Origin of the sequence: Actinomadura xylanilytica (genome assembly GCF_030283145.1) — a bacterium.
Taxonomy (GTDB): domain Bacteria; phylum Actinomycetota; class Actinomycetes; order Streptosporangiales; family Streptosporangiaceae; genus Spirillospora; species Spirillospora xylanilytica.
In genome coordinates, this window is record NZ_JASNWE010000009.1 from 21,652 (window position 1) to 46,445 (window position 24,794).

The 24,794-nt window shown below is 66.2% G+C and carries 14 protein-coding genes; 11 read left to right on the forward strand and 3 right to left on the reverse strand.

The genetic code is table 11. The annotated features are described in order from the left end of the window. The first annotated feature begins 44 nt into the window (after nucleotides 1–44). The 4 genes from mads2 to mads5 are packed head-to-tail and all read left to right on the forward strand — an operon-like array spanning nucleotide 45 to nucleotide 5,486. Nucleotides 45–2,144, forward strand: a complete 2,100-nt coding sequence (gene mads2, locus QP090_RS36680) for a methylation-associated defense system DNA methyltransferase MAD2 (protein ID WP_285944368.1) — start codon at nucleotides 45–47, stop codon at nucleotides 2,142–2,144. Then, a complete protein-coding gene (gene mads3 / locus QP090_RS36685; protein ID WP_285944369.1) occupies nucleotides 2,141–3,442 on the forward strand; it encodes a methylation-associated defense system AAA family ATPase MAD3 in 1,302 nt (433 codons plus the stop codon). Before mads2 ends, mads3 begins: the two co-directional genes overlap by 4 nt. Beyond that, on the forward strand, nucleotides 3,439–4,074 hold the full coding sequence (gene mads4 / locus QP090_RS36690; RefSeq protein ID WP_285944370.1) for a methylation-associated defense system protein MAD4: 636 nt from the start codon (nucleotides 3,439–3,441) through the stop codon (nucleotides 4,072–4,074). Before mads3 ends, mads4 begins: the two co-directional genes overlap by 4 nt. Continuing rightward, nucleotides 4,071–5,486: a methylation-associated defense system restriction endonuclease subunit S MAD5 gene (gene mads5 / locus QP090_RS36695; protein WP_285944371.1), complete on the forward strand. Its 1,416-nt coding sequence runs from the start codon at nucleotides 4,071–4,073 to the stop codon at nucleotides 5,484–5,486. Before mads4 ends, mads5 begins: the two co-directional genes overlap by 4 nt. 460 nt (nucleotides 5,487–5,946) lie before the next feature. Here the strand turns inward: mads5 and QP090_RS36700 are convergent, their stop codons facing one another. Further along, the gene (locus tag QP090_RS36700) at nucleotides 5,947–6,123 is read right to left on the reverse strand and encodes a DUF397 domain-containing protein (RefSeq protein WP_285944440.1); all 177 of its coding nucleotides are present in this window, start codon (nucleotides 6,121–6,123) and stop codon (nucleotides 5,947–5,949) included. A gap of 8 nt (nucleotides 6,124–6,131) precedes the next feature. Further along, a complete protein-coding gene (locus QP090_RS36705; protein ID WP_285944372.1) occupies nucleotides 6,132–6,944 on the reverse strand; it encodes a helix-turn-helix domain-containing protein in 813 nt (270 codons plus the stop codon). A 118-nt stretch (nucleotides 6,945–7,062) separates the two neighbouring features. On the opposite strand from QP090_RS36705, the gene QP090_RS36710 reads away from it, so the two are divergent. The 4 genes from QP090_RS36710 (at nucleotide 7,063) to QP090_RS36725 (ending at nucleotide 11,214) form a co-directional block, all read left to right on the forward strand. Continuing rightward, on the forward strand, nucleotides 7,063–7,797 hold the full coding sequence (locus QP090_RS36710; protein ID WP_285944373.1) for an ATP-binding protein: 735 nt from the start codon (nucleotides 7,063–7,065) through the stop codon (nucleotides 7,795–7,797). A gap of 135 nt (nucleotides 7,798–7,932) precedes the next feature. After that, nucleotides 7,933–9,093, forward strand: coding sequence for a DUF262 domain-containing protein (locus QP090_RS36715; protein WP_285944374.1), 1,161 nt, complete (start codon nucleotides 7,933–7,935; stop codon nucleotides 9,091–9,093). Beyond that, a complete protein-coding gene (locus QP090_RS36720) occupies nucleotides 9,090–10,256 on the forward strand; it encodes an AAA family ATPase (RefSeq protein ID WP_285944375.1) in 1,167 nt (388 codons plus the stop codon). The genes QP090_RS36715 and QP090_RS36720 overlap by 4 nt, the downstream gene beginning before the upstream one ends. Before the next feature lie 37 nt (nucleotides 10,257–10,293). Continuing rightward, nucleotides 10,294–11,214, forward strand: a complete 921-nt coding sequence (locus QP090_RS36725; protein WP_285944376.1) for a hypothetical protein — start codon at nucleotides 10,294–10,296, stop codon at nucleotides 11,212–11,214. 6 nt (nucleotides 11,215–11,220) lie between these two features. Here the strand turns inward: QP090_RS36725 and QP090_RS36730 are convergent, their stop codons facing one another. Further along, the gene (locus tag QP090_RS36730; RefSeq protein ID WP_285944377.1) at nucleotides 11,221–13,335 is read right to left on the reverse strand and encodes an AIPR family protein; all 2,115 of its coding nucleotides are present in this window, start codon (nucleotides 13,333–13,335) and stop codon (nucleotides 11,221–11,223) included. Nucleotides 13,336–13,514: 179 nt separating this feature from the next. On the opposite strand from QP090_RS36730, the gene mads6 reads away from it, so the two are divergent. From mads6 to mads8, 3 genes are read left to right on the forward strand one after another with little or no spacing between them, the layout of a single operon-like run. Continuing rightward, nucleotides 13,515–17,585: a methylation-associated defense system protein kinase MAD6 gene (mads6, locus tag QP090_RS36735; protein ID WP_285944378.1), complete on the forward strand. Its 4,071-nt coding sequence runs from the start codon at nucleotides 13,515–13,517 to the stop codon at nucleotides 17,583–17,585. Next, entirely contained in the window at nucleotides 17,566–19,173 is a 1,608-nt protein-coding gene (gene mads7 / locus QP090_RS36740) for a methylation-associated defense system protein MAD7 (RefSeq protein ID WP_285944379.1), read from the forward strand. The genes mads6 and mads7 overlap by 20 nt, the downstream gene beginning before the upstream one ends. Next, nucleotides 19,170–24,569 carry a methylation-associated defense system ATP-binding protein MAD8 gene (mads8, locus tag QP090_RS36745; protein ID WP_285944380.1) on the forward strand — a complete coding sequence of 1,800 codons (5,400 nt, stop codon included), beginning with the start codon at nucleotides 19,170–19,172 and terminating at the stop codon, nucleotides 24,567–24,569. Before mads7 ends, mads8 begins: the two co-directional genes overlap by 4 nt. Nucleotides 24,570–24,794: the final 225 nt, after the last annotated feature.

The following is a 24,794-nucleotide window of genomic DNA, read 5'->3' on the forward strand; positions in this document are numbered from 1 at the left end:
GACATGCGGTGGCGCCCACAGGAGCAGAAGCAGGGTCGTGGCGGATGGAGCAGGTCAGCTTGGACATCGGTGCGGGCGAAGAGGAGGTCGAGACGGAGGCGAGTGCGCCGGACTCGCTCGCCGATGACGAGATCATCGACTTCATCACCGGTAAGCGGATCAAGGAGAGGGGGAACGAGCCCGTCCGGCAGCGGATCGCCCGTGCCCTCTTCCACGAGTACGGGATCGCCGTACGCGACATGCATCGCGACTTCCCGATCCCGGTGGCCGCGGTGGGTCGGCGCAAGGCGACGAAGAAGGCCGACATCGCGATCTTCGCGCACGGCGCTCCGCACACCCTCGCCAACCTCCGCCGGGTCGTGGTCTGCAAGCCGGAACCCAAGGCGAGCCGCAAGGTCACCAAGATCCGCACCTTCAACCAGGCGAGGGAGGACCTGGAGGAACTCGAGGCCCTCCTCGGGACCGAGAACACACCCCAGGCCCAGTACGGCATGTGGACGAACGGGGTGGACTTCTTCTTCCTCTACAAGGAGTCGACCCGCTTCGGCGCCAAGTTCGAGCAGCGCGCGGACTGGCCCATCGCCGACGAGTCGGTGCAGAGCGGCTCGGTGGTATCGGTCGCACGCCTGCGGCGCGGCGAGGCCGCGATGCTCAAGACCGCGTTCCAGCGCTGCCACAACTACATTCACGGCAACGAGGGCATGCCCAAGGACGCGGCGTTCTGGCAGTTCCTCTACCTTCTGTTCGCCAAGATGCACGACGAGCGGGTCAGCCGCCGCGCCCGCCGTACGCCCGAGTTCTACGCGCTGCCTTCCGAACCGTTCAACGAGGACGGCCGCAGGGCCATCCGCAAGCGCATCGAGGCACTGTTCGCTGAGGTGAAGAAGAAGTACCCACTCTTCACCGTCCGGGATGAGATCTCGCTGTCCGACCGAGCGCTGGCCTTCATCGTCGGCGAGCTGGCGCCCTATGACCTCACCGGCACCGACATCGACGTCAAGGGCATGGCCTACCAGGAACTCCTCGGCGCCAACCTGCGGGGCGACCGGGGGCAGTACTTCACCCCGATCGGGGCGGTCGAACTGGCGGTCGCCATCCTGGACCCGCAGGAGGACGAGACCGTCTTCGACCCCGCGTGCGGCACCGGCGGCTTCCTCCGTGAGACCCTCCGGCACATGCTCAACAAGTGGCGCGCGGAGGAGGACACCATCGGCCTGCCCGACACCGAAGAGCAGCTGATCAGCCATCAGGACAAGCTGCACACCTACGCGGAGGAGCACCTGTTCGGGGCCGACTTCGACCCGTTCCTGGTGCGCGCCACGAGCATGAGCATCATGACCCTGACCGGAGGTGAGGGAAACGTCTACAACATGGATTCGCTGGCATTCCCCCACGGATTTCTCCCCGGGGAGGCCGAGGCCAAGGAGCACATCCCGCTGAACTCGGTGGACGTCCTGATGACGAACCCTCCGTTCGGCACCGACATCAAGGTCGAGAACAAAGACGTCCTTGACCTGTACCGGAACGGGGTTGCCCGGACGTGGGTCCGCAACAAGGAGACAGGTAGGGCCGAGCCCGGCGAGACGCGGGCGGCGGTGTCACCCGAGCAGCTGTTCATCCAGCGAGCGGTCGAGTGGGTGAAGCCGGGAGGCAGGATCGGCATCGTCCTGCCCAACGGGATCCTGTCCAACCCGGGCCCGGTAGACGAGGGGATCCGCGAATGGATCCTGGAGAACTGCTGGGTGCTGGCCAGCGTGGAACTGCCGGTGGAGACCTTCATCTACGACGCCGGCGTCAACATCCTCACCAGCCTGCTCTTCCTCAAGAAGAAGACCGAGGACGAGAAGGTCAAGGAGACGCTGGCGGGTCGGCAGCAGGACTACCCCGTCTTCATGGCCGTGGCGGAGAAGGTCGGTATCGACCGGCGCGGTAACCCCGTCTACAAGCGGCACCCCGACGGTGAGGTGGTGCTCGAGGTTCAAGAGGAGCGGGAACGGGTCCGCATCGACGGCCGCGACGAGGTGACGGTCCTGCACCGTAAACGCAAGGCCATCGACAACGACCTGCCCAAGATCGCCGAGGCGTACAAGGAGTTCCGTCTCCGGCATGACGAGCCCGGCCTGCCGCGCCGGAGCGGCCGGTGATCACCCGCATCGAGGCGAACCGGTACCGCTGCTTCTCCGGGCTCAGCGTCGACCTGGACCGCTACCACGTGATCGTCGGGGCGAACGGCTCCGGGAAGTCGACCCTGCTGGACATCCCGGTACTGCTGGGCGACCTGGTGCGGCTTCGCCGGGTGTCGCAGGCGTTCCTGGAGGCGCAGCGTCCTGAAAGGGCCCAGCGAGCGGGCACGCTTCTGGAACTGCTGCACCGGCAAGAGGGCGACACGTTCTCCTTCGCGGTGGAGGCGAAGCTGCCGCCGGACCACATCGACGCCCTGGCTGGCACGAGCATGGCCCGGCTCGGCACGCCGGTGCCCACGCACCTGCGCTATGAGGTCCGGCTGGACGTCACCAGGCGCACGCTCAAGGTCGCCGACGAGAGCATGTTCCTGTTCAATGACCAGGGTGAGCGGCCGCCTGCCGGGTTCGTCCTGCGGACCGCGCTGGAGGAGGCTTCCGAGAAGGACGTCCTGGAATCCAAGGGCTGGCAGCTCGTCATCGCCCGGGAACGCAACGGCCCCATCCGCTTCATTCCGGAGACGACGACCCAGGAGACGGCGATACCGCCGCTCAACACCTCATCGGATCGGCTTTCCCTCGACAACGTCCCGGCCGACGCCGGCCTCTTTCCGGGCGCACTCTGGTTCGCGCAGTTCTTGCGGGAGGAAGTGGTCTCCCTCTCTCCGAACTGGGATGCGCTCCGCCGCCTCGCCCCTCCAGGCGGCCCGGAGCGGCTGGAACCGTCGGGACAGAACATTCCGTGGCTCGCGCTGGCACTGCAGGAGGACGACCCGGACCGGTTCGCCGCCTGGGTCGACCATCTTCGGGTGGCGCTCCCTCAGGTGGCCGCCGTCAGAGCCGTGGAGCGTGAAGCGGATCAGCACGCCTACTTCGAGGTGGAGTACGCAAGCGGGCACCGGGTCACCTCCACCGGGTTGTCGGAAGGGACGCTGCGCCTGATGACATTGACGCTGCTGCCGTTCCTGGACGAGGCGGGGCTGCCCAAGCTCCTGGTGAGCGAGGAGCCGGAGAACGGTGTCCACCCGCGCGCCATCGAGACGGTGACCCAGTCGCTCAGCTCGATCAACGGTTCGCAGGTCTGGGTGTCCACCCACTCGCCGATCGTCATGGCGAACACGCGGCTCGAAGAGGTCCTCGCCGCACGATTGAAGGATGACGGCAGCGCGGAAGTGGTGCCGGGCGTCAAGCATCCCCGCCTGCGCGACTGGCATGGCTCCCTCGATATCGGAACGTTGTTCGCGGCGGGAGTGCTCTCGTGACCGAAGCCCCGAAACGGGACATTGTTTTCATGGTCGCGAGCGGCGGAATGGAACGAATGGTGCGCGGCCTTCTCGGCGACCTAGCCGACGTCGGCGACCGTTTGGGCTGCGGCACCTTCGATTTCAATCCTGATGAGGATGTCTTCGTAGTGCCGAACCGGGACGCTGGCGTATACGGGACGGTGCATGAACTGCTGAAGCCGTTCGAGCGGTTGCATCGCCGGGCGGTGGTGATGCTGAACGCGGCCTGGCCGGGCAGCCCCGGAGCCACCGCCATCAAGGACGAGCTCAGCCAGCGTCTGGCCGACTCGTGGAACGAGTACGCGGTGATCGTAATCGATCCCGCACTCGAAACCTGGCTCTGGTGCGGGCTCCCGGATATCACCGAGATCCTCCCCGTCCCCAAGGACTACCGTAAGACGCTCGCCATCAGCGAACACTGGCGGGAAGACGAGGACACACCGAACGACCCCAAGGGCGCGCTGGAGCATTTGTGTCGCAGGAACCAGACGCATATCTTCAACTCAGACCTCGGCAAGGCCGCCCAGCACATATCGGTGGAGCACTGCAAGGACCCGGCCTTCGTCCTGCTGTGTGACCGCTTCCAAGCATGGTTCCCGGAGAACTCGTGAAGATCGCTGAGCCCGACAACCCCGTCCGCTACTCATGGCTCGCCGACCAGGGCTTCCGCCTCAGCCCCGGCCCCTTCGTCTCGGAAAGCTACGCAGCGCGAAAGTTCGTGGAAGGACTGCCGCGCACAGATTCTCTCAGCGAAGTCACAGAGCGCATGTTCCATCCGGGGAGAGTCACGCGCAGGTGGACCACTAGCCCAGAGCACGGGGTTCCCTTTCTGTCCAGTGCCGATATCTTCCAGGCGGACCTGTCCACGCTCGCACTGATCACCAGGAAGTCGTACGAGGAGAATGACAGACTTCCACTCGAACCCGGTTGGACGCTGGTGACACGCTCCGGGATGACAGCGGGTCGTGTCACGTATGCCCGCCTGGACATGGCGGGATACGCGTGCAGCGAGGACGTTCTACGCATCGTCCCGGATCGCGACAAGATCCCAGCTGGCTATCTCTACACCTTCCTAGCCAGTCCGCTCGGTACGGCGATGATCAAGGGGACTGTCTACGGCACTAGTGTCAAGCATATTGAACCGGCACATCTAATTGACGTGCCAATTCCGCGCCTCAATGATGAGATTGAGCGACGGATCGACTCACTTTTCCAGCGGGCGATGCAGCGGCGGGCGAAATTTCAGAGCGATATCACTAGAGCTACTCGTGAGGTTTTCGAGAGCGCAGGCCTGACCGAGCTCATCGATATCCGTTGGCACGATTTTCCTCGTGACCTGAACTTCTCTACATCGAACCTCGACTCTACGACGTTGCGGGCACTGAACTTGTCGCCTCGTGCCCAGGCGATCATTGACGCCTTGAAAAGTGTTCCTCATCGGACGCTCGGTGCAGTGTGCTCGGAAGGACGTCTGGGGCGAGGGAAACGGTTTACTCGCATAGATGGTGGTCCTGAAGGCGGCGTAAGGCTGGTAGGGCAAAGGCAAGCATTTTGGATTCGACCTGAAGGCCGCTGGATCATGCCCAAGCAAACTGAACTCCCAGCGATTCAGGCTAAAGACGAGGAGATTTTGGTCGCTTCTCAAGGGACACTTGGTGATAGTGAGGTCTTTTGTAGGAGTGTCTTCATCACTGGACGATGGCAACAAGATTACGTGTTCTCTGAACACTTCTTGCGAATACTGTCGGGGGATCGAGAAATTTCAGGCGCCTTTCTTTTTGCGTTCCTTCGTTCGGAGGTAATGTTTCGAGTACTACGCTCAATGAGTGCCGGGGGGAAACAGCAGGATATTCACGAAGGATTGCGTAATCGCATCCCTATTCCTGAATGCTCCCGCGCAGACCGGGAGCGGATCGCGGATACTGTACGGCGTGCCCATCGGCAGCGAGACGAGGCGGACGCGTTGGAGGACGAGGCGCAGGCCCTACTCGCAGAGGAAATGCTTGAAAAGGGGCAGGGGTAAGGGTGAGTGAAGCGGTATGACGCTCCACCGTATCGGTGAAACTAGTTCAATATGCTACTGGTGCCGGTGCGGCAAGTGAGACTTGTTGTTTGGTCCGTAGTTGTGTGCCTGATTAGATGCCTTGAGGATGCCAGTGAGATCTCATCGGCCGTAAGGGCTGATGCTCATGGGCCAACTTTGCTCGCCCTGTCCTCACTGCGCGCCTTCGCTATGTTGGTGCGCGGATTTCGAACTTCATGCGGCATGCTCCCCTTATGACTACCGACATGAACGGAACGCCTTGGACCGGGGAGCTTTGTGGTCACCGTGCAGAAGGGCGATGGCCCTGATGACTTGGCCGGCGGGGCTCTCATGGGCTACCTCGTGACGGACAAGGCCAGTCTTAGAGGTTTGTCACGTCCCGAAGACAGTGCAGGGAATGCGATCCGACGGGGGATCGAGTCTCGGTTCGTCCGGGGGGCTAGATTATGGCGTTCTTGATCTGCAGTACAAGGTTGGCGAACTCGGCGGGCGAGAGAACGAGGTGGCCGCTATCGGGGTCCTTGCTGTCTCGTATGCCTATCACGTCCGTGAGTTGGGCAACCTCTACACATTGGGAATGGGTCCCGTCTGAGGAGTAGCTACTCTTAAGCCACATCGGAGATGTCACTTCATGGTCTCCATCAGTCGTTCGATCATAGTTCGGGAGGCGTCAACGGGGAGGGCGACTGCACCGATCTGATCGAAGCCTACTGCAAATCTCTCAACTTCCGCGGGGTCGGCCACCAGCCGTCCTCCGTGGAAGGCGTCAACGTATCCGACTTGGCCTTCCTTCACCTTGATGATCTTGAATGACCCGTCGAGCCCCGGGTTTGCGCCGGCTGAGTTGGGGACGACGCGAAGGTACACGTCAGGCAGGTCGGAGAACTCGAGGAGCTTCGCGAGTTGCTCACGCATCACCGCCGTGCCTCCGACCTGGCAGACCAACGCGGTCTCGGCCAACAGGACCCAGATGTTCGGCGGGCTTGGCCTGGTCAAGATGTCCTGACGTGCCAGCCGGGCACTCACCGCACCATCGATGTCACGCTCCCGGTGGCCTCCGATCAGGAGTGCTCGTGCGTACCCAGGTGTTTGGAAGAGCGCGGGGATGAGTTGGCCGCTGTAGATCTTCATGCCCAAGGCACGGGCCTCGAACTCCGTGAAGCTCTTGAACCACGTCGGGTCGTGACCCTGGCGCGCGTACCAGACCGTGATCCCGAAGAGGCCGCCGGTGTTCCATGCCTCGTCCAGGATGGCGGCCTGCTTCTCGTTCAGCTTCGCCTCGCCGTTCTCAAGTCTGGAAATTGATGAGCGTGCGCAGTTGAGGAGCTTGCCCACGGTGTCGCCCGTGAGGCCGCGCTGCATGCGGTGGAACCGCAGCGAGTAGGCGATCCACGCCCACATCGAGGATCGTGGGTCCGGGGATTCGTTGATGTTCATTGACCGCCTCCGCGCTCGTGAAGTTCCGGAGTTGCATGAGGACAAGGAAAGGTTAGGTCAAGGGGCGCAGGCTGTGTCCGGAAGAATAAAACCCGTGGCCTGCAAGGATGGTTCCAAAATGGTGCAGATTGCACAGTCTGGACAAATATCTGTCGGCCATGCCGCCGATATATCGCTGGGCGGCATGTGCGCGTGGCGACTTCCCGGGGACGCGAACTGCGCCTCGGTCGCCCGTTCGCTCCTCGGCATCGCGATGAAGACGGTCGGTCTGGACCGTGACACGGCCGCCGACGCGGTCCTGGCCGCCAGCGAGCTCGCGACGAACGCGTTCAACCACGCGCTGCGCGTCGGGCCCGACGTCCAGGCCGGCCCGCCCGAACTCTGGGTCTGGGCCAGGGTCACGCCGACGCCGCAGCTCGTGGTGTCGGTGTTCGACACCTGCCGGTCCGCGTGGCCGGACACCGCTCCCCGCGATCTCCTCGACGAGCACGGCAAGGGCCTCGGAATCGTCGGCATGCTCGCCGCCGCCTGGGGTGCTCACCCGACGCGGTCATTTCTGGGCGCCCCGGACGCGCGGGGCAAGGCCGTCTGGTGTGCCTTCCCTCTTCCCGGCCCCTGGCCCAACGCTCGTACGACCGCTCCGCCGGTCCTCGTGGCGCGGCACCTCACGTCCACCCTCACCGGACGGGGAATCGCGAACGTCTCCCACCGCCACGGCAAAGGCGTCTCGCTCGTGACCGTCCCGCTTCCCAGCGGCCAGGAACTCAACGTGTGGGCCGAGCCCGGCCATCTCACCTACACCTCGGTCAGCGGTGCACGCATCGCCGTCCCGTCGTCGACCTTTATGACGTGACCGAGAGCCTCGTCGGCGCTATCGAGAGTCCCGGGCATGGTTAGCGGTCTTGTGTCGGTGAGACCCGGATACTGTGGCGTCACGTCGTCTGGTGCGGCGGATGATTCCTCGGAGGAAAGGACCGGCGCGATCGGTGTGAGCAAGGACGAACAACTCGACATCCCGGTTGAGTACGACTACAGGGGACTGAGCACGGACGTCGAGGCCGAGGAGGAACCGCAGGACGGCATGATCCACGAGCCGTTCGACCCGGCGGAGATCGACGTCCAGACGCGAACGATGACGGTCGGGCTGCTCTTGGCGCGGCTGCGGCGCGGCGTCCTAGACCTGGCGCCCGACTTTCAGCGTTTCGCCGGAATCTGGAGCGAGCCCGCCCAGAGTAGGCTCATCGAATCCGTCCTGCTCCGCATCCCGCTTCCGAACCTCTACGCGGCCGAGGTCGGCGAGGAGAGCTGGGCGATCGTCGACGGAATCCAGCGGCTCACCACCATCGCGCGTTTCGTAGACCCCGAGGTGATCGGCATGCGGCCGCTGAGGCTCACCGGTCTGGAGTACCTTTACGACTACGAGGGATCCACCTACGCCGACCTTCCCGGCGGGCTGAAGACCAGGATCGATGAGACCGAAATGGTCGTCCACCTCATCCGGGCGGGCACACCCGAGCCGGTCAAGTTCAACATCTTCGGCCGAATCAACACCGGCGGCCGTCCGCTGACGCTCCAGGAGTTGCGGCACGCGCTGATTCCTGGCCGAGCCCGAACGCTCCTCGCGGAACTCGCCGACAGCGAGCCCTTCCTCCAAGCGACGCTCCACAGCGTCAAGTCAGACCGGATGGCCGACCGTGAGATGGCCCTGCGGTTCCTCGCCTTCCGTCTCACCGAGCCGGAGGACTATCCGCGAGGAGATCTTGACCTCTTCCTCCGCGAGGCGATGAAGCGGCTCAACACCCTGGAGCCGGAAGCGATCGAGCGGCTGAAGGACGATTTCACACGTGCGATGTGGGCCGCCCGCGATATCTTCGAGGAACATGCCTTCAGGAAACGGTTCCCAGGTCAGTACAGACGCCTGCCGGTCAACAAGGCGCTCTTCGAGACGGTCTCGGTGAACCTCGCCAAGATGACGTCCCAAGAGGTCGAGGCGTTGCGAGAGGGACGTGACATGGTCCAGGCGCGGTTCGCGGCATTAATGGAGGACAGCAAGTTCCACCAAGCCATTTCAGTCGCGACCGGTGATGTCAAGAAGGTTCGCCGCCGCTTCGGCGCCGTGGAGGAGCTGTTCAGGGAGATCGCCAGATGATCGACGCGCTGACCATCACGAACTTCAAGTCCTTCGCCTCGGCAGAGATACCGCTCGGCGCGTACACGCTCCTGTCCGGCCTGAACTCCTCTGGTAAGAGCACCGTCCTCCAGGCGCTGGCACTCCTGAGACAGGCTGAGAGAGCCGGGCTGCTCTCGGATTATCGCGACTACGATGAGGATGGCGCGGTCGGCGGATTCCCGTTGAACGGTGAGCTTGTCGAGCTCGGGACCGGCCAGGACATCCTCCATGAAGATTATGTCACCGAACCGGGACGCGACCCCGAGATCGGCTTCGCTCTGCGAGCGGAGACCACGGCGCCCTTCGAGTGGCGTGGCCGGTACGGCCGCGAAGACGATCTGCTTACGCTTACCGTCTGCCGCCCGCGTCCTCACGAACACGGGGAGGACTACGATGAAGACGCGATCACCCTCTTCAATCCGGGCTTCCAGTACCTGAGAGCCGACCGGATCAATCCGGCGGTGACCTATCCCCAGTCCCACGAGATGGCGGTCAGGCGCGGGTTCCTCGGAACCCGCGGCGAGTACACCATCGACTACCTGCGGCACTACCAGGACGAGACCGTCCCGTCGACGGTCCTCCACCATCCCGACGCGTCCCCGCGGCTTCTCGACCAGGTGGAGGCGTGGATGGGGGAGATCTGTCCGGGAGTGAAGATCGCGGCCACCGCAATCGAACGAACCGACCTCGTCCGCCTGGGCTTCGAGTTCACCCGGACGGGTCACCTCACGACCAACGCGCGCCGGCCGACCAACGTCGGGTTCGGGCTCACCTACGTCCTGCCGGTGGTCGTGGCCTGCCTGACGGCCAGGCCCGGTGCCATGATCCTGCTGGAGAACCCCGAGGCGCACGTCCACCCCCAAGGACAGAGCGCGATGGCCCGGCTGACCTGCGCCGCCGCAGCTGCGGGCGCACAGGTCATCGTCGAGACGCACAGCGACCACATCCTCAACGGCGTCCGCCTCACGGTGAAGCGGCAGCAGCTCGCCCCCGACGACGTCCGGCTGCACTACTTCCAGCGCAACGCCGACGGGATCGTCGACATCGTCAGTCCCGCCATCGGGCCTGACGGGATGCTGTCGCAGTGGCCCTCCGGCTTCTTCGACGAATGGGACCGCTCGCTCGACGAGCTTCTCGGCTGACCGCCTTCCCCGCCGCCACCCCAGGGAAAGGGACCTCGTGCGCGTCCTGCTCTTCTTCAACGAGCTGTCCTGTGCCGTCGCCTTACCGAAGGACCGCATCGACGAGGCGATGAAACAGTTCGTTGGAGTGCTCCGCAAGATGGCCGCGCAACGTAACGACACCTTCCTCGTCTCCGATGTGAAGCTGCTGGAGCTGGAGCTTGCGCCGGGTTACTACCTCTCCGAGTGGTCCGGACGACCTGCCAATGTCGATCTATGGCGCTGGATCCGCCGAATGCAGAACCGGGCTCCCTTCAGTTCGGTGCTACCGCCGGGTGTGGGAGAAGGTGCCGACTACTCCTGCGGCGGCCGGGTCGCGAAGGCGCTGGGAGCCGCGCACCTGCTGGACGGCGCCCTGGTGAGTCTGCTGGTCGACTCCGCTTGGGACGCGCCATGGATCCGGGCGGACCGAAGCATCCTCGCCGAGGGTCCGAGCGGCGAGCCGATCGTGATCGAGGACAGCGTCGAGGTCCGGCACGCCTCGACGCTCGATCACGCCGAAACTCACCTCGAATGGGTCAAGCGGGCTGGCATCCCGAACCTCAAGCACGGCTCCGAGATCTGGGAGGCGCGTGGCGACCTCTACCCGCATCTTTCGTTCCTGCCCTGCACCGAGGGGCAGTTCTACGGACTGGATGCCGGATGGGTGGTGCCCGCGGCACAAGAGCTCCGAAGGATCGACGACGCGATCAGCGACTGGGATCCGACCCGGGCGAAGTTCCCGACCTGGCGGTCCTACGTCACACCCGAGGGGACGAGCCGCAAGCGACTATGTGAGTTCGAGGACTTCGACGGCACTGCACGTATCTTCGACCTTCACGGTCGCTTCACACCGGGAGCCGGCCGCGTGCACTTCCGACTCGTGCCGGAGACGGGCACGGCGACGGTCGCCTACATCGGCCGGAAGCTCGGGGCCTGACCGGAATCAGGACTCCTCCTCTTCCTCGTCTCCGACGTCGAGGCCCTCCTCGGCACGTACCTTCGCGGCGAGGTCGGCCAGCGATCCCTCGCCGGGGACGTGCCAGTGCAGGGTGCCCTGGACGTTCTGGTCGTGTCCGGATGCGTCCCGGCGCATCTTCCGGACGAGCCCGCTCGGCGAGTAGAGTTCGCCGTCGGCCTTCCACTCCAGCGGCCTCTTCGGAGTGTTTCGCCACGTGGCCTGCGCTCGCGCTGGCTCCTCCTCCAGCCAGGCTGTCATCTCGCGGCGCTCGGGCCGAGTCACCGGACGGAACTCCAGAATCGTCCCGTCGGGGATCCGCTCCGCCCTGACCAGGGTGCGCACCGCGTCCACCTGCCTGCCCCGCCCGTCCGGACCGACCGTTTGGAGGGAGAGGTCCAGAGCGGACGGCTGCGCTCCAGAGGCCATTCCCCTTGCGGCACGGTTGGCGACTCGTCGCATGCGTTCCGCATTGCGCATCGCCGCGAAAACCTGACTGGTCGGCCCGTACTCGGCGTCGATGCTGCTCATTACCCAGCCGAGCGCGGTCTCCGTGAGCTCGGCGGCGTCTGCGAGCTGGGTGTCCCAGTCGAACTCCGGGTCGTCGATCGACCGGGTCGCGAGCTGCTGGAAGACCATGTGGGTGATCAGTAGATCCCCGTAGGACGCGATCGCGGCGGCCCTTCCGCGCAGCCTCTCGCGGAGTTCGCGGAGCGTGGCCCTTACCGTCCGCATCAAGAGGACGCTGCGCCACACCCGGTACGCGGTGATGTCCTTTCGGAAAAGCGACCGATACGTCTCGTCCTCGAAGAGCGCCGACGTGTCGCGCTTCGCCACTGCGGCGAGTTCGGCGTTCGGGTGAACAGCGGCGAGCGCTACCGCGGCCTCGGTGATGGAGCAGCCCTTGTCCTCGTCGGGGCGCGGCTCGCCACGCTTGATCACGTAGGTCCGTCCGAGCGAGTGGGCGAAGTCCTCGCGCAAGGTGATCTGCACATCGTCCAAGGACTTGAAGTCCCTGTTCTCGATCGGGTTCTGGGTGTTGGTGCTGGTCGTGACCTGATCGCCGAATCCGGGCGGGCAGTCTTCCAGGGAGATCAGGCGCACGAGGACTCGTCCATCGGCCGCCTTTTCGGCGTCCGCCGTGACGGCCTTGTGGATGGCGGTCACCGTCTGCGCCCCGTTGACGACGCTTGCCCCGGTGAGGTGGAAATCGCCCACGCCGCCCGGGCGTCCCGTGCCCGTCTTCTTGATCGTGTCGCAGAGGAGGGTGATGCCGTTGCTGAAGTACCAGAAGTTCTCCGGGTTCTCCAGCAACGTGTTCCGGATCTTGACGTTGACGTCGGTGACGTCCAGGGAGTCACGGATGTTCCTGGCGAACAGCCCGCGCCCGTGCTCGGTGTACCACTTGGCGATGTCCTCGACGGTCATCGAGCCGAAGAACGCGTTGTACGGCTCGGCCTCACGCCCGAAGTTGTGCAGCTGGGCGAGAAGCTTGATCTTCGGGGTGGCCGCGGCGCCGAGGATCTCCTTGCGGAAGTCGCGAAGGTCCAGGACCTCGTAGTCGACCATCTCCTCGGCGTAGTTGAGTTTCTTGATCTTCTTTTCGAGTAGTCCGCGGACGCCGGAGTCGAGGGGCTCGGCGCGCATGAGCGCCGGGACGAGCGTGATCTTGGGCGATGGCATGTCCAGCGCTTGTTCGAGGGCGGGCACGTGCCGCTGAAAGCGGGCGTTGAAGTCATCGAACTCGCGCTCGAGGATCATGTCCAATCCTTCGAGCATCTTGTGCACTTCGGCCTCGCCGAAGCTGGCGGGCCTGCCCCGGCTGCTCCATTTTGCCTGGACGAGGACGATGCGGGCGGCGTCCTCGCGGACATCGACGGCGACGGCGTCGAGGCCGTGATCATCGGTACCGTCGAAGACGGACCGGGCCGCCTCGGCGTTCCCGCACGTGCGCTGGATCTGCACGGCGAGCGCGGCGAGCCCCCGGCTCAGGAAGGCGTCCTGCTTCTGGTCGGCCTGTCCGTTCTGATCGGACATGTCGATCAGGCCGGCGAAACGGTCTTCGATGCCCTTGCGGACCTGTCCGAATTGTACTGGGTTCAAGCGGACGCCTCCGTCGCATCGATCTTCGTCCCATCCTAAAGGCGTCGGCCACCGGAATTGGCCGGACCGGTATCGGCGATCACGTCTTGACAACGCGGTGGATCAATCGGTCTTCGGCGTTGTTAGATGGGGGTCCGGTACGGGCGGCGAAGGCGTCGGGAGAGGCGGTCCGGTAGTTCATGGCGGTCATCGTCGGCGGGGGCCCACCGGTCAACGACGCCGAGCGGGCGGCCATCGCGCATCTACGCGACCACGGCCCCGATGACTGGCTCGTGCTGCACAACATCGAGATCCCGGTCCGCGGCGACATGTACGAGGTCGACCTGATCGTCGTGATGCCGCATTCGGTGTGCGTCATCGACGTGAAGGGAACCCGGGGACGCATCGAGGTGTCCGGCCGGCGGTGGTACCCGTCCAACCGCGGCTCCTTCCATTCCCCGGTCTCCAAGCTCCGCGACCATGCCCGGGCGCTGAAGGGAGCGCTGACCCGCCGGAGCCCCGGCCTTAACCGCGTGTTCGTGGACGCGTTGGTGGTGCTCACGGCTGACGACGCCGTCCTGGTGGACCGAAGCGACAGGACGGACGCGGATGCCCACGACGTCGCGAGCCTCGACGACCTGATCCCGGTGCTGTCCGACGTCTCGCGGGTCCGCAACGGCTTCCCGCGCGACATGCGGCGGCACGGTGACGAGATCATCCGGACACTGCAAGGTGTCGTGCGGGTGACGTCCGGCCCGCCGCGGTTCGGCAACTGGGTGGTGCGGGAGACGCTCGGCGGCACCGAGGAGGTCACCGAGTACCGGGCGGCGAACGCGACCGTCACCAGCTCGCAGACCGTACTGCTCCGGGTCTACAAGGCCGACCCGTTCCAGCCCGAGGACGTGCGCGCGGCGGAGCGCATCGCGATCGCCAACGCCTACGAGGTGCTGGCCAAGATGCCGCCGCACGAATGCGTGGTCGGCTGCCGGGACTTCTTCCCCACCGAGGACGAGAGCCAGTTCGTGCTCGTCCTCGACGACGTTCGCGGCGGCGCGTTGCGGCTGCGTCTGGACAACCCTCGGCAAGCGTTGGCGACGGACGCCAAGTATCGGCTGATCGCAGACCTCCTGCGCGGACTGGCGCACGCGCACGGACATCGGGTCATCCATCGCGCGCTGTCCCCGGCTGCCGTGCTCGTGGCCGACAGCGGGCGGGGCATGCTCACGGGCTTCGACTACGCCCGCCCAGAGGGGCCCCGGTCGCACACGGTCGTGGATCGGCTCGCCGACGCGCTCGACCCCGCGTACGTCGCCCCTGAGTGCCAGTCGAGGGCGCAGGCGATGAGCCGGGCATCGGACGTCTACGCCGCCGGTGTGATCGCCTTCCAGGTCCTGACCGGGGAACTGCCGTTCGCCTCGACGTCGGACCAGTATGAGAAGGGGAGTGTGCTCCCTGCCGAGCCGTTGGAGGCCGCGGGGAGCCCGGAGCGGATCGCCGAGCTGCTCGGCCGGATGTGCGCGCCGGCGCCGTCCACGCGCCCTTCTGCGGCGGAGGCCCTGCGGGCGCTGGCCGGTGCCACCCGACGACATACCGGACGAGACTCGACCCCGAAGGTCGACTACCGCAACCTCCCGGAAGGCCACCAGCTCACCCGCAAGTACACGATTCAGCGCAGGCTCGGCCGGCCCGGCTCCTTCGGCGCCGCATACCAGGTGTACGACAACCTCGCGGGCGCCGACCGGGTCGTGAAGATCGTGGACCGGGACCGTGAATCCCTCGTCGAGCGCCTCAGGCACGAGTACCAGATCCTGCTCGGCCTCCGCCCGCACCCCAACGTGATTAAGGTGGAGGGCGCCGACTACCTTGACGGCGGCGAGACGCCGTACCTGGTGTTCGAGTACGTCGAAGGCCAGGACGTCGGCGCGCTCGTTGACGAGCGTTCGCTCGGCCCGGCGGACGCGGTGAAACTCGGTGTCGAAGTCGCTCGTGGACTGGCGTTCCTGCACGAGAGCGGGATCTTCCACTGTGACATCAAGCCCGGGAATCTCCTCTGGACCGACCGAGGTTGCAAGATCATCGACTTCAATGTCTCGGCGTCGGCGGGGTCGAGCATGTCGAAGGCGGGCGGCACGACCAAGTACGTGCCGCCGGACCAGAACAATCGTGTCCCGCCGACGGCGATCGACCTCGTCGACCGCGACGTCTACGCCCTCGGCGTCACGCTCTACCAGGTGCTGACCGGCCGATACCCGTTCGCGTCCGGCAGACCCGCGCTCGGTGAACAACCTGTGGACCCGCGGTCGTTGACCGGACTGTCCGAACTATCGGACGCATTGGTCGACACGGTGAAGAAGGCGATCGCCCCGCTGCGCAGTGCCCGCTATGGCGACGCCGCCGAGTTCCTCACCGCGTTGGAGGCGATCGGCGAGGTGCACCGGCGGCCGCCAGCGCCACCACCGGAACCGCGGCCGGTCGTCTCCGCCCGGAACGTAAACCCGTTCGTGGCCCACCTCCAGACCCTCTACAGCCAGAGCACCAGCAGCAACGCGGGCACACGCGGCAGAGACCCGTACGACGTCTATGTCGCCACCGCACTGGACGACAGGCTGATCCCCGACGTGCTCGCCGGCCAGTACCGGCTCGTCGTGATCACAGGAAACGCGGGAGACGGCAAGACGGCCTTCCTCGAACACCTCATCGCCGCCGCGATAGACCGCGGCGCGGCCCCCGGCGCGCCCCGCGACAACGGCGCCGACGTGCGGCTGCTCAACGGCCGATGGCTGCGCACCAACTACGACGGCAGCCAGGACGAGGGCGACAAGGCCAACGACGATGTGCTGGCCGACTTCTTCGAGCCCTTCGCCGAAGGCGCGGCGGCCGGGCCGGGAGACCCCGAGACCAGGCTGATCGCCATCAACGAAGGACGGCTCGTCGACTTCCTGACCACGCACAACGAGAGGTTCGCGTCCCTCGCGTCGACACTCCTGGCTAGCTTGGACGGCGAGCTTCCGCCGCGCGACATCGCCGTCGTCAACCTCAACCGGCGCAGCGTGGTCGCCGGCGCCGACGGGCTCAGCGGGCCGATCTTCGACCGGATGCTGGCCAGAATGACCCACGACCGATTCTGGGAGGCCTGTGCGTCCTGCGACCTGGTGAACTCCTGCTACGTGCCGCACAACGCCAGGACGTTCGCCCACCCCAGCGCGGGACCGAAGGTCGTCAAACGGTTGCGGGAGCTGTACAGGCTCGCCCACCTGCGCGGACGGATGCACGTCACGGTGCGGGACCTGCGTTCCGCCCTGGCGTTCACGCTCACCTCCGGGAGGGACTGCGCGCAGATCCACGAGCTGTACCGAGGGGACGACATCCAGAAGATCCTCTCCGGCTTCTACTTCAACAGCTGGGCGGGAGCACCGGGGACCCGTGACCGGCTGCTGGCCTTCCTCCAGGAGGTCGATGTCGCCGCGGTGCCCGTCCCCGCGCTGGACCGGCGACTCGCGCACGTCGGTCCGGACGCCGGGCAGGCGATGATGACCATCGACCGTCGCGGCGACTACGACATGTCCCTGCTCCGCACGCTCTTCCACCGTCTCACCGGGGACGCCGCGGTGCTCCGGGGAGGAGGGGACGACCACGCGCGGTACCTGGCGTCCGTCCGCCGGAGGTTCTACTTCGAGGGGGTAGACGACAAGCGGTCACGGGCCATGTCCCCCTTCCGTTCGGCGGAGCGGTTCCTGTCGCTGCTGGAGCACCCAGAGCGGGCCGCGGCCCGGCTTCCGGACCTGATCGCGGCGATCAACCGCGGGGAAGGGCTGCCCGACCCGCGCAGCCTCGGCGACACCCTCGCCCTCCAGGTTCGCCAGGTATCGGGCGGGACGATCCGCAGCTACCGCCTCTTCCCCATCGATGCGCTGACGCTCACGCTGTCGGGCGGCGTCCCGTCCCCCTATCTGGAGCAGGAGCCGGACGGGCTGGTGCTCCGCTACCACGGTCCGGGAGGCCAGACCGCACGGCTCCGGATCCAACTGGACCTGTTCGAGCTGCTGTACCGCCTCCATGACGGCTACCTGCCGGGCATCGCCGAACAGCAGGGCCACTACCTGGGCCTGACGATCTTCAAGAACGAGCTCTCGGCCGCGCCTTACCAGGAGATCGTCCTGTCCGCGGGAGGACGCCGTCTGCACCGGGTCCGCCGTGAGCGCGGCGGGCGTCTCGTCATGGAGGGCATCGACATGCGAGGGCAGGAGACCGATGACTCTGCACCGCAGTGACAAGGAGTTCCGCCACCCCGGCATCAGCTATCTGGACTACAAGCAGATGGAGATGGACCGGGTCCTGACCGGCTTCCTGCCCCGGCTCTGGTGGGACGGCAGGTCCAGCATCGTCTCGCGTTCCGCAGACCTCGACGTGGACGACTTCGTCGACACCTTGCGGGAGCATCCGGAGTCCTTCGCCGGCTTCGATCCGGACACCACCCACCGTTGGCTTGAGACCCACCTGCTGGACGTGGTCAACCGGGGCAAGGCGACGCAGGCCGTGGCGGGTCTGCGCCCCCTGCACGGTTTCACCTACCGGTTCAGGAACGCGCGCCGGTCGCGCGCCTACGGGGCGGACGAGCAGCTTTACGAGATGATCTCCCACGCCTCCGACCCGCGGCGCGGCGTCCGGACACTCGAACACTTGAAGAACTTCTTCTTCGACGGGCTGGACAAGCGCACCGAAACGCCGATGTCGGACGCTGATATCGACGTGGAGACGCAGGCGCTCATCAACCTCTCCGAGGCGGTGAAGCGGGACATCACCGACCGGCCTGCGAGCGCCAAGGACCGGCGCTCCTACCCACCGCTCTATCCGGAGGCGTCCGACCTCCTGGTGGAGGACGTCCTCCGCCTGCTGTTCCACCGCGACCTGATCCCGCGGTCGGTGCTCGTCGACTACCTCAAGATCCTCTTCGCCTTCCACCTGGCGCTCTACCACCTGCGGATCCTGAAACTGCTGCCGTCCCTGGTCCGCTGCGCTCCCGCGCGCCCAGGCGGAGGACTCTTCCTCGACGTCGTGGGGATCCCCGGCACGCCGACGGCCCGGCTGGCCGAACGGAGCGCGGCGGTGTGGTTCGGCCGCATCCCCGACTTCGTCCGGGCCACGTTCACCGTGAAGCGGCTCGACGACCTCGCGCGGCATCTGGTGCGGCGCGGCACCCTCCGCACTCCGGTGCGCGGCTTCTTCACGGTCGAGGACCTGTTGGGCCTGCTCGCCCCCGCCCACAAAGAGGAGCGCGACAGGTTCGCCGGCGGCCGGCTGGCGGTCATCGAGAGCTCCCGGGGGGCTGATGCGGAGATCGACGCCGAGATCGAGCAGATCCTGCAACTCGGCCTTGACGACTTCACCGCCTACATCGAGGTCATCACCGCCTACCGCGTCGCCTTCCACCGCAAGTACCTGACCGGATGCCTCGACTCGCTCCTGCTGAAGAACCGGCCCGGTGCGGTGATCGCGCAGCCGAGGCGCGGTGACCGCCGCTTCATCCTGGACAGCCGCCTGCTTGAGGTGCTGCTCCAGCTGTCGCTGCTCAGACTTGGGGACGACGGCGAGTTCTCTACCGCGTCCCTGCGCGTGGACGAGTTCCTCACCATTCTCCGGGAGCGGTACGGGCTGCACATCGACAGGCTTCCGTCGGGTGACGGCTTCGACCGCCCGACGATCGACGACCAGGCCGCGCTACGCGCAAACACTGACGCGTTCACCGCCAGACTTCGGGAGATCGGCTTCTACTCGGACATGTCCGACGCCTACCTGACGCAGACGATCACCCCGCGCTACACGGTGACGGCCGACCGCTCCCAGGGGAGGGACGCATGAGCGCCGGACTGAGAGAACTGCAGGAGCAGGATGTCGAGACCGCACTGGAACGGGTCCTCGTCCCGCGGCTGTCCGGTCAGCTGGCGGCTCGGCTGCCGGGGCATTGCATGCGGGTCACCGAGATCGAGACCTCGCTCGCGGTTCGGCTGTGCCGGCGCGTGCGGAGCGCCGTCGACAACGGCGCCCGCGTGCTCGTGCTCGGCTCCGAGCCGGCCGTCCCGGCGGACGTCGCCGTCACCGGTACCAAACTCGTGGAACTGCGCAACCCTGATGCGCAAGGACGGCAGCGCCCCCCGCTCCTGGTCTTCGTCCCGCCGGGCACGCACGCCAGCGCGGAAGACTCGTTCGGCGTGGCCACCTTCGAGGAACTGGTCCTCGGCGACGTCTACGCCGAACTGGCCGCAAGGCTCCTCGCCGAACTCCCCGACGCCCTTCGCCGCGGCATCGAGGAGATGTTCACGGTCATCGAGGACCAGGGTTGGCCTTACGCGGGGGACTACGCGCGGTCCCGGTACCTGCTGACGATCCAGCTCAATGACAACGATCCGCTGGCGGCGGGCGCGGCCGTCTTCGAGCTGGGGCTGGTGCCTGATTTCGAGCTGTTCGCCGATCCTGCCCGAGTCCAGACCCGCATCGGGCGGAACATCGGGCACACGCGGGTGCTGTCGGCCACGGAGCGTCCCGAACGTCAGCGAGTGATCGAACTCGGACTGACCGACCCCCATTTCCGGCAGAGGCTGGCCGAGTTCCTCGTGCGGACCGGGCTGGAGGACGCCCGGGCCTGGACGCGGCGGATCGTCGTCGATCGCGAGAACTGGAACCTCGCCTTCCAGCATTGGCCGCTGCGCGAGGAACAGCCCACCGAGGTGCTGCGCATCGTCGTCGGCGACCTCGACCTGCCGAAGGCCGGTGACTCGCCCGGGCACGCGGACCACGCCGTCCTGCGGAACATGACCGGACAGCCGTTCCTCCACGGCGGCAAGCAGGGGCAGAACCAGCTTCCGCTGACGTTCACCGTGGATCCGCACCCCCGGCGGGTGCCCGGCCTCGCCAAGTTCATCGTCCAACTGGTCTCCGAGGAATCCGGCCCGACCGGCGTGGCGGCGACGGTCCGGCTCGGCAAGACCGCGAAGAACACCTACAAGGCCGCGCTCAAGAAGCTCCGTTCGGCGGAACTGGAGCAGGGATGGCACTTCGTCCGGGTGATGCCGCAGGACGCCGAAGGCGTTCCCCTGCCGGTCGAGACGGCTCACGACGGCGCCGACCTCGGCAACGAGAGCGACCGCTTCATGGTGGTCACCGACGACGACTTCGAGGACACCCCACCACCGCAACGCGTCAGCAGAGAGGCCGGCGTCAGCCAGGCGCTCCGGCGGTTGGAGTTCAAGTCGTTGGAGGAGGCCCGCGACTGGCGGAGCGTCGCGTGTAAGAGTGTGGCCTGGAAGAACGCCGACGGTACGGGCAGGCATGTGCTGCGGGCGGCGTTCGGCGCACACGGCTCGGCCGAGATACCGCTTGCTCCGCCGCTCCTGGAGGTGCAGCGCCGCCTGCTCGCCGAACCCGATCGGCTGCGTCGGTGGAGGCTCCCCGTCAATGTCGACCAGGCCGGAGATCCCCTTCCCGAGGTCTTGCCCGTACCGGGCACGGGCGACGACGTGGTGGACGCCTTCATCGCAGCGCGCCGTGCCGTGCTGGGCGCCATCAGACGCGACGACGGACTGGTCGTCGAGGGGAGAGATCTGCTCGGCCTTCGGGAGGAGATTCAGGCGTACGCCGAGTCGTACGGCGAGGTCCTGGCCTGGCAGCTCCGCTGTGCCGAGCGGGCCGGCGAGAACCGTCAGACCGAACTGCTCCGGGAGATGGCGGCGCTGCTCCAGGTCGACACCGTCGAAGTCGGCTTCACGGACCCGGACGGTGCTCTGCGAGAGGTCGTACTCGTCGCCCCCACCCATCCGCTGCGGCTGCTGTGGCTGCTGACCTGGTCGGAGCTCGGTCGCCGTTGGCTTGAGAACGCCAGAGAGAACGAGGCCGCCGTGATCGCCGCGGCGGAGCGGACCCTCGCCGGTCTGACCCCGCTCGGCTTCCCGCTCGTCGTCCCCCGGCACGGCGGGGCCCTGGCCATCGCGGCCGGAGACCTCAACCCCTACTGGGGCGTGTGCCTGCCGACCGGCACCGACGACCCGCAAGGACTGCTCTCGGCACTCGCCGCCGGGCTGCGCCTGCCGGAACGGTGGAGCGGCGGTCAGGCGATCTCGGGACGGGCGTTGGCCGATCGGGTCGAGCGCTACCTTCGCCTCCACCCGTATGTCGACACACTGGTGATCAGTGCGGTCAACGCGGGACGAGCCGAGCATCTCGTCGACATGCTGATCGAACTCCAACGGCGGAAGGGACTGGCGGACGTCAACTACGACATTCGCCTCTTCGCCTCCGATCCGCAGGCCACCGGCAACGGGGAGGCCCTCGCCGAACTGCTGCGCGGCGAGGGCGGATCAGCGGCCGAAGCCGAGACCTTCCATACACGCCGGCCCTCGGGCCTCATCCCCAAACTGGCGGTCGCCGTCCGGCCGCTGCACGAATTCCGCTCCGCGACCGACGAGCATGCGGCGCACCTGACCCTGCTCTTCGACGCCTTCAGCGGCGAGAGCTTCGACGCGGCGCCCGCCGCCGCTCTCGGCATGACGCCGGTACACGGTCTCGTCCAGGATGTGTCCGTGGCCTTCGTCGAGGACGAGGAGACCGTCACGTGGCACAAACAGCCAAGGCACGGCCCCGCCCATCCGATCGTGGGAGCGGAGGAGCTGTCCGACCTGCTGTCAGCGCTTCCCGCGACGATCTCACAGGCGGCGGCCGCGGTCACGACCGGGCAGGTGGGCACCGGCTTCGTGCCCCGAGTCACGCTCACGCTCGATGCCCGAGACGGCACCCTGCTCCATCAGGCGCACCGTTCCAGCGACTGGGTGATCATCGTCGACCGGACGCTGGGTGTCGAGTACTTCGACAGTCCCAGCAGCGAACGGCGGCCCGACTATGTGATCGACTTCGATGTCGAAGGCGCCGAGGGGCTGGGGCACCATCTGGTGATCAGTTCCCGGTCGGTGGACGAACTGCGCGCCCTGCTCGCACCGGTCTGTACTCAGCACGGATTCACCATCGACACCCGGCATACCGGGACGTTCTTTGAACAATTGCGGCTGCTGTCGGGACGGCTCGCGTTCAAACTGGCCTCCAGCGCGCCGACTCAGCGGACCGAAGTCCTGGGGCTCGCGCTGGCCAGGCTCTTCCTCGACTACCAGAACGTTCTCGCCGACCAGATCCTCGTCCCGCTCGACGCCCATCTCGGGTTGTACCGGGAGTCGCGTAAGCGGGCCGACGAAGTGGGGGAGTCGGTGAGTTTGAAGCGCACCGATCTGGCCCTGCTGAGCCTCGACGCCCGCCGACGCGCCATCACGTGCCGCTTGGTCGAGGTGAAGTGCTACGGCAGTCTGGAGGGGCTGTCCGCCTACGAACAGCTCAAGAGCCACATGATTGAGCAACTCGACCGTAGTCAGACGGTGCTGGCAGAGCATTTCGACCCGCACCGGAGTCAGCCCGACCGGCCCGACCGGGCAGTGCGCAACGCCGAACTCGCGACGCTTCTGCACTTCTACGTCGGGCGCGCCGTCCGGCACGGCACCATGCGCTCGGACGCAGCCGCCGAGGCGCGCTGGCTGCTCGACCGGCTCGACGCGGGATACCGGCTGGAGTTCACCCGCACCGGACTGATCTTCGACCTCTCTGGACGGGGGACGGGTTCGGAGCACGAGGCGGGTGTCGAGTTCCATCGGATCGGACGGGACCTGGCGGAGGAACTCCTCGATGCGGTTCCGACAGATCAGGTACCGGCGGCGGAGGGGACGTCCAGCCTCAGCAGCCTCGAACTGACCGTGCCGCGCCTTCACGAGGCCGCGTTCCGCGCCCCGGCCCGCCGCCACGACACCCCCGAAGAGCCGGTCCGGATCGAGCCGGACGAACTCGCGGACGACACCGCACCGGCGAGCGCTGAATCTGGGACCGAGCCACCGGTGGCGGACCACGAACCGCCGATCACCACCTCTGCGCCGTCGGCCGACGAAGTAGCGTCCGGCGCCGACCTTGGACCCGCCGACAGTCTCGCGTCCGACCATGAACGGGAAGTAGACAGATCCTCGGCGGAACCCGAAACCCCGCCGGTGTATCTGGGGTCGAGCGGCCCATCGCCGCAATACGGCGTCATAGGCCAGGTTGCGGGGCGCTCAGTCGCCCTCGACCTCAATGAGACGCACACGATCAGCCTTTTCGGAGTCCAGGGCGGCGGCAAGAGCTACACGCTCGGATCGATCATCGAGGCCGCCTCGCTGCCGGCACCGCCGGTCAACGAGCTTCCCCGTCCTCTCGCCACCATCGTTTTCCACTACAGCCCTACGCTGGACTACGCACCCGAGTTCACCAGCATGCTCGCCCCCAACGACGACGCCGAGCAGGTGCGCGTTCTCGACGAGACCTATGCCGGACGGCCCGCCGCTCTCACCGACGTGGTGATGCTCGTCCCCGAGGATCAACTGGAGCGGCGTCGCCACGAATACCCCCGAGTTCAAGTCCTGCCGTTGAAGTTCGGATCGGCCGAGCTCCGCGCCGAGCACTGGCGCTTTCTCATGGGGGCGATCGGGAATCAGTCCACATACATCCGGCAGCTTCAACGGATCATGAAGGCGCATCGAAGGAATCTACGCCTGGATGTCATCCGCGACGGTGTGGAGCAGTCGGCCATGTCCGACAGCCTCAAGCAACTGGCTCAACAGCGCTTGGACCTGGCGGCCGATTACATCGATGACGACGCGCGCGTGAAGCAACTCGTCCGCCCCGGTCGCGTGATCATCGTCGACCTGCGCGACGAGTTCATTGAAAAAGACGAAGCGCTCGGCCTGTTCGTTGTCCTCATGCAGTTGTTCGCCGAGGCCCGAGGTGATGATGAGCGCTTCAATAAGCTGGTCGTTTTCGACGAGGCCCACAAGTACATCGAGAGCCCCGATCTTGTCGACGGCCTGGTTCAGAGCGTCCGGGAGATGCGGCACAAGGGCATGAGCGTTCTCGTTGCCAGTCAGGACCCACCTTCGGTGCCAATCTCGCTGATCGAACTGTCCAACCATGTGATCCTGCACAAGTTCACGTCGCCGGCCTGGCTGAAGCACCTGCAGAAGGCCAATGCGTCACTCGCCGACCTGACGCCGGCGAGGATGGCGGGTCTGGTGCCCGGAGAAGCGTACGTCTGGTCGAACAAGGCCACCGACGCGGCCTTTACGCGTGGTGCAGTAAAGGTGCGTCTGCGCCCTCGAATAACCAAGCACGGCGGCGGAACGAAGACCGCCACCTCGTAATGGAACAGGATGCGGAGTTCGGGCATCATGACAACGTGGTCGGCGGCTGCAGGCGGTCATCTTCTGTACTGGTTGCGTACGCCGGTTGCGGCGGCGGGGAACGGTCTGGTCGAGTGGACCGGGGTGCCGGTTTCACCCCCGCAGACCCAGTGAGGTTTCTCGGCAAGTCCGATTGGGACAACAGGGATTTTCGAGGCATGAACGGGCACGGGCAGGCAGGCGCGC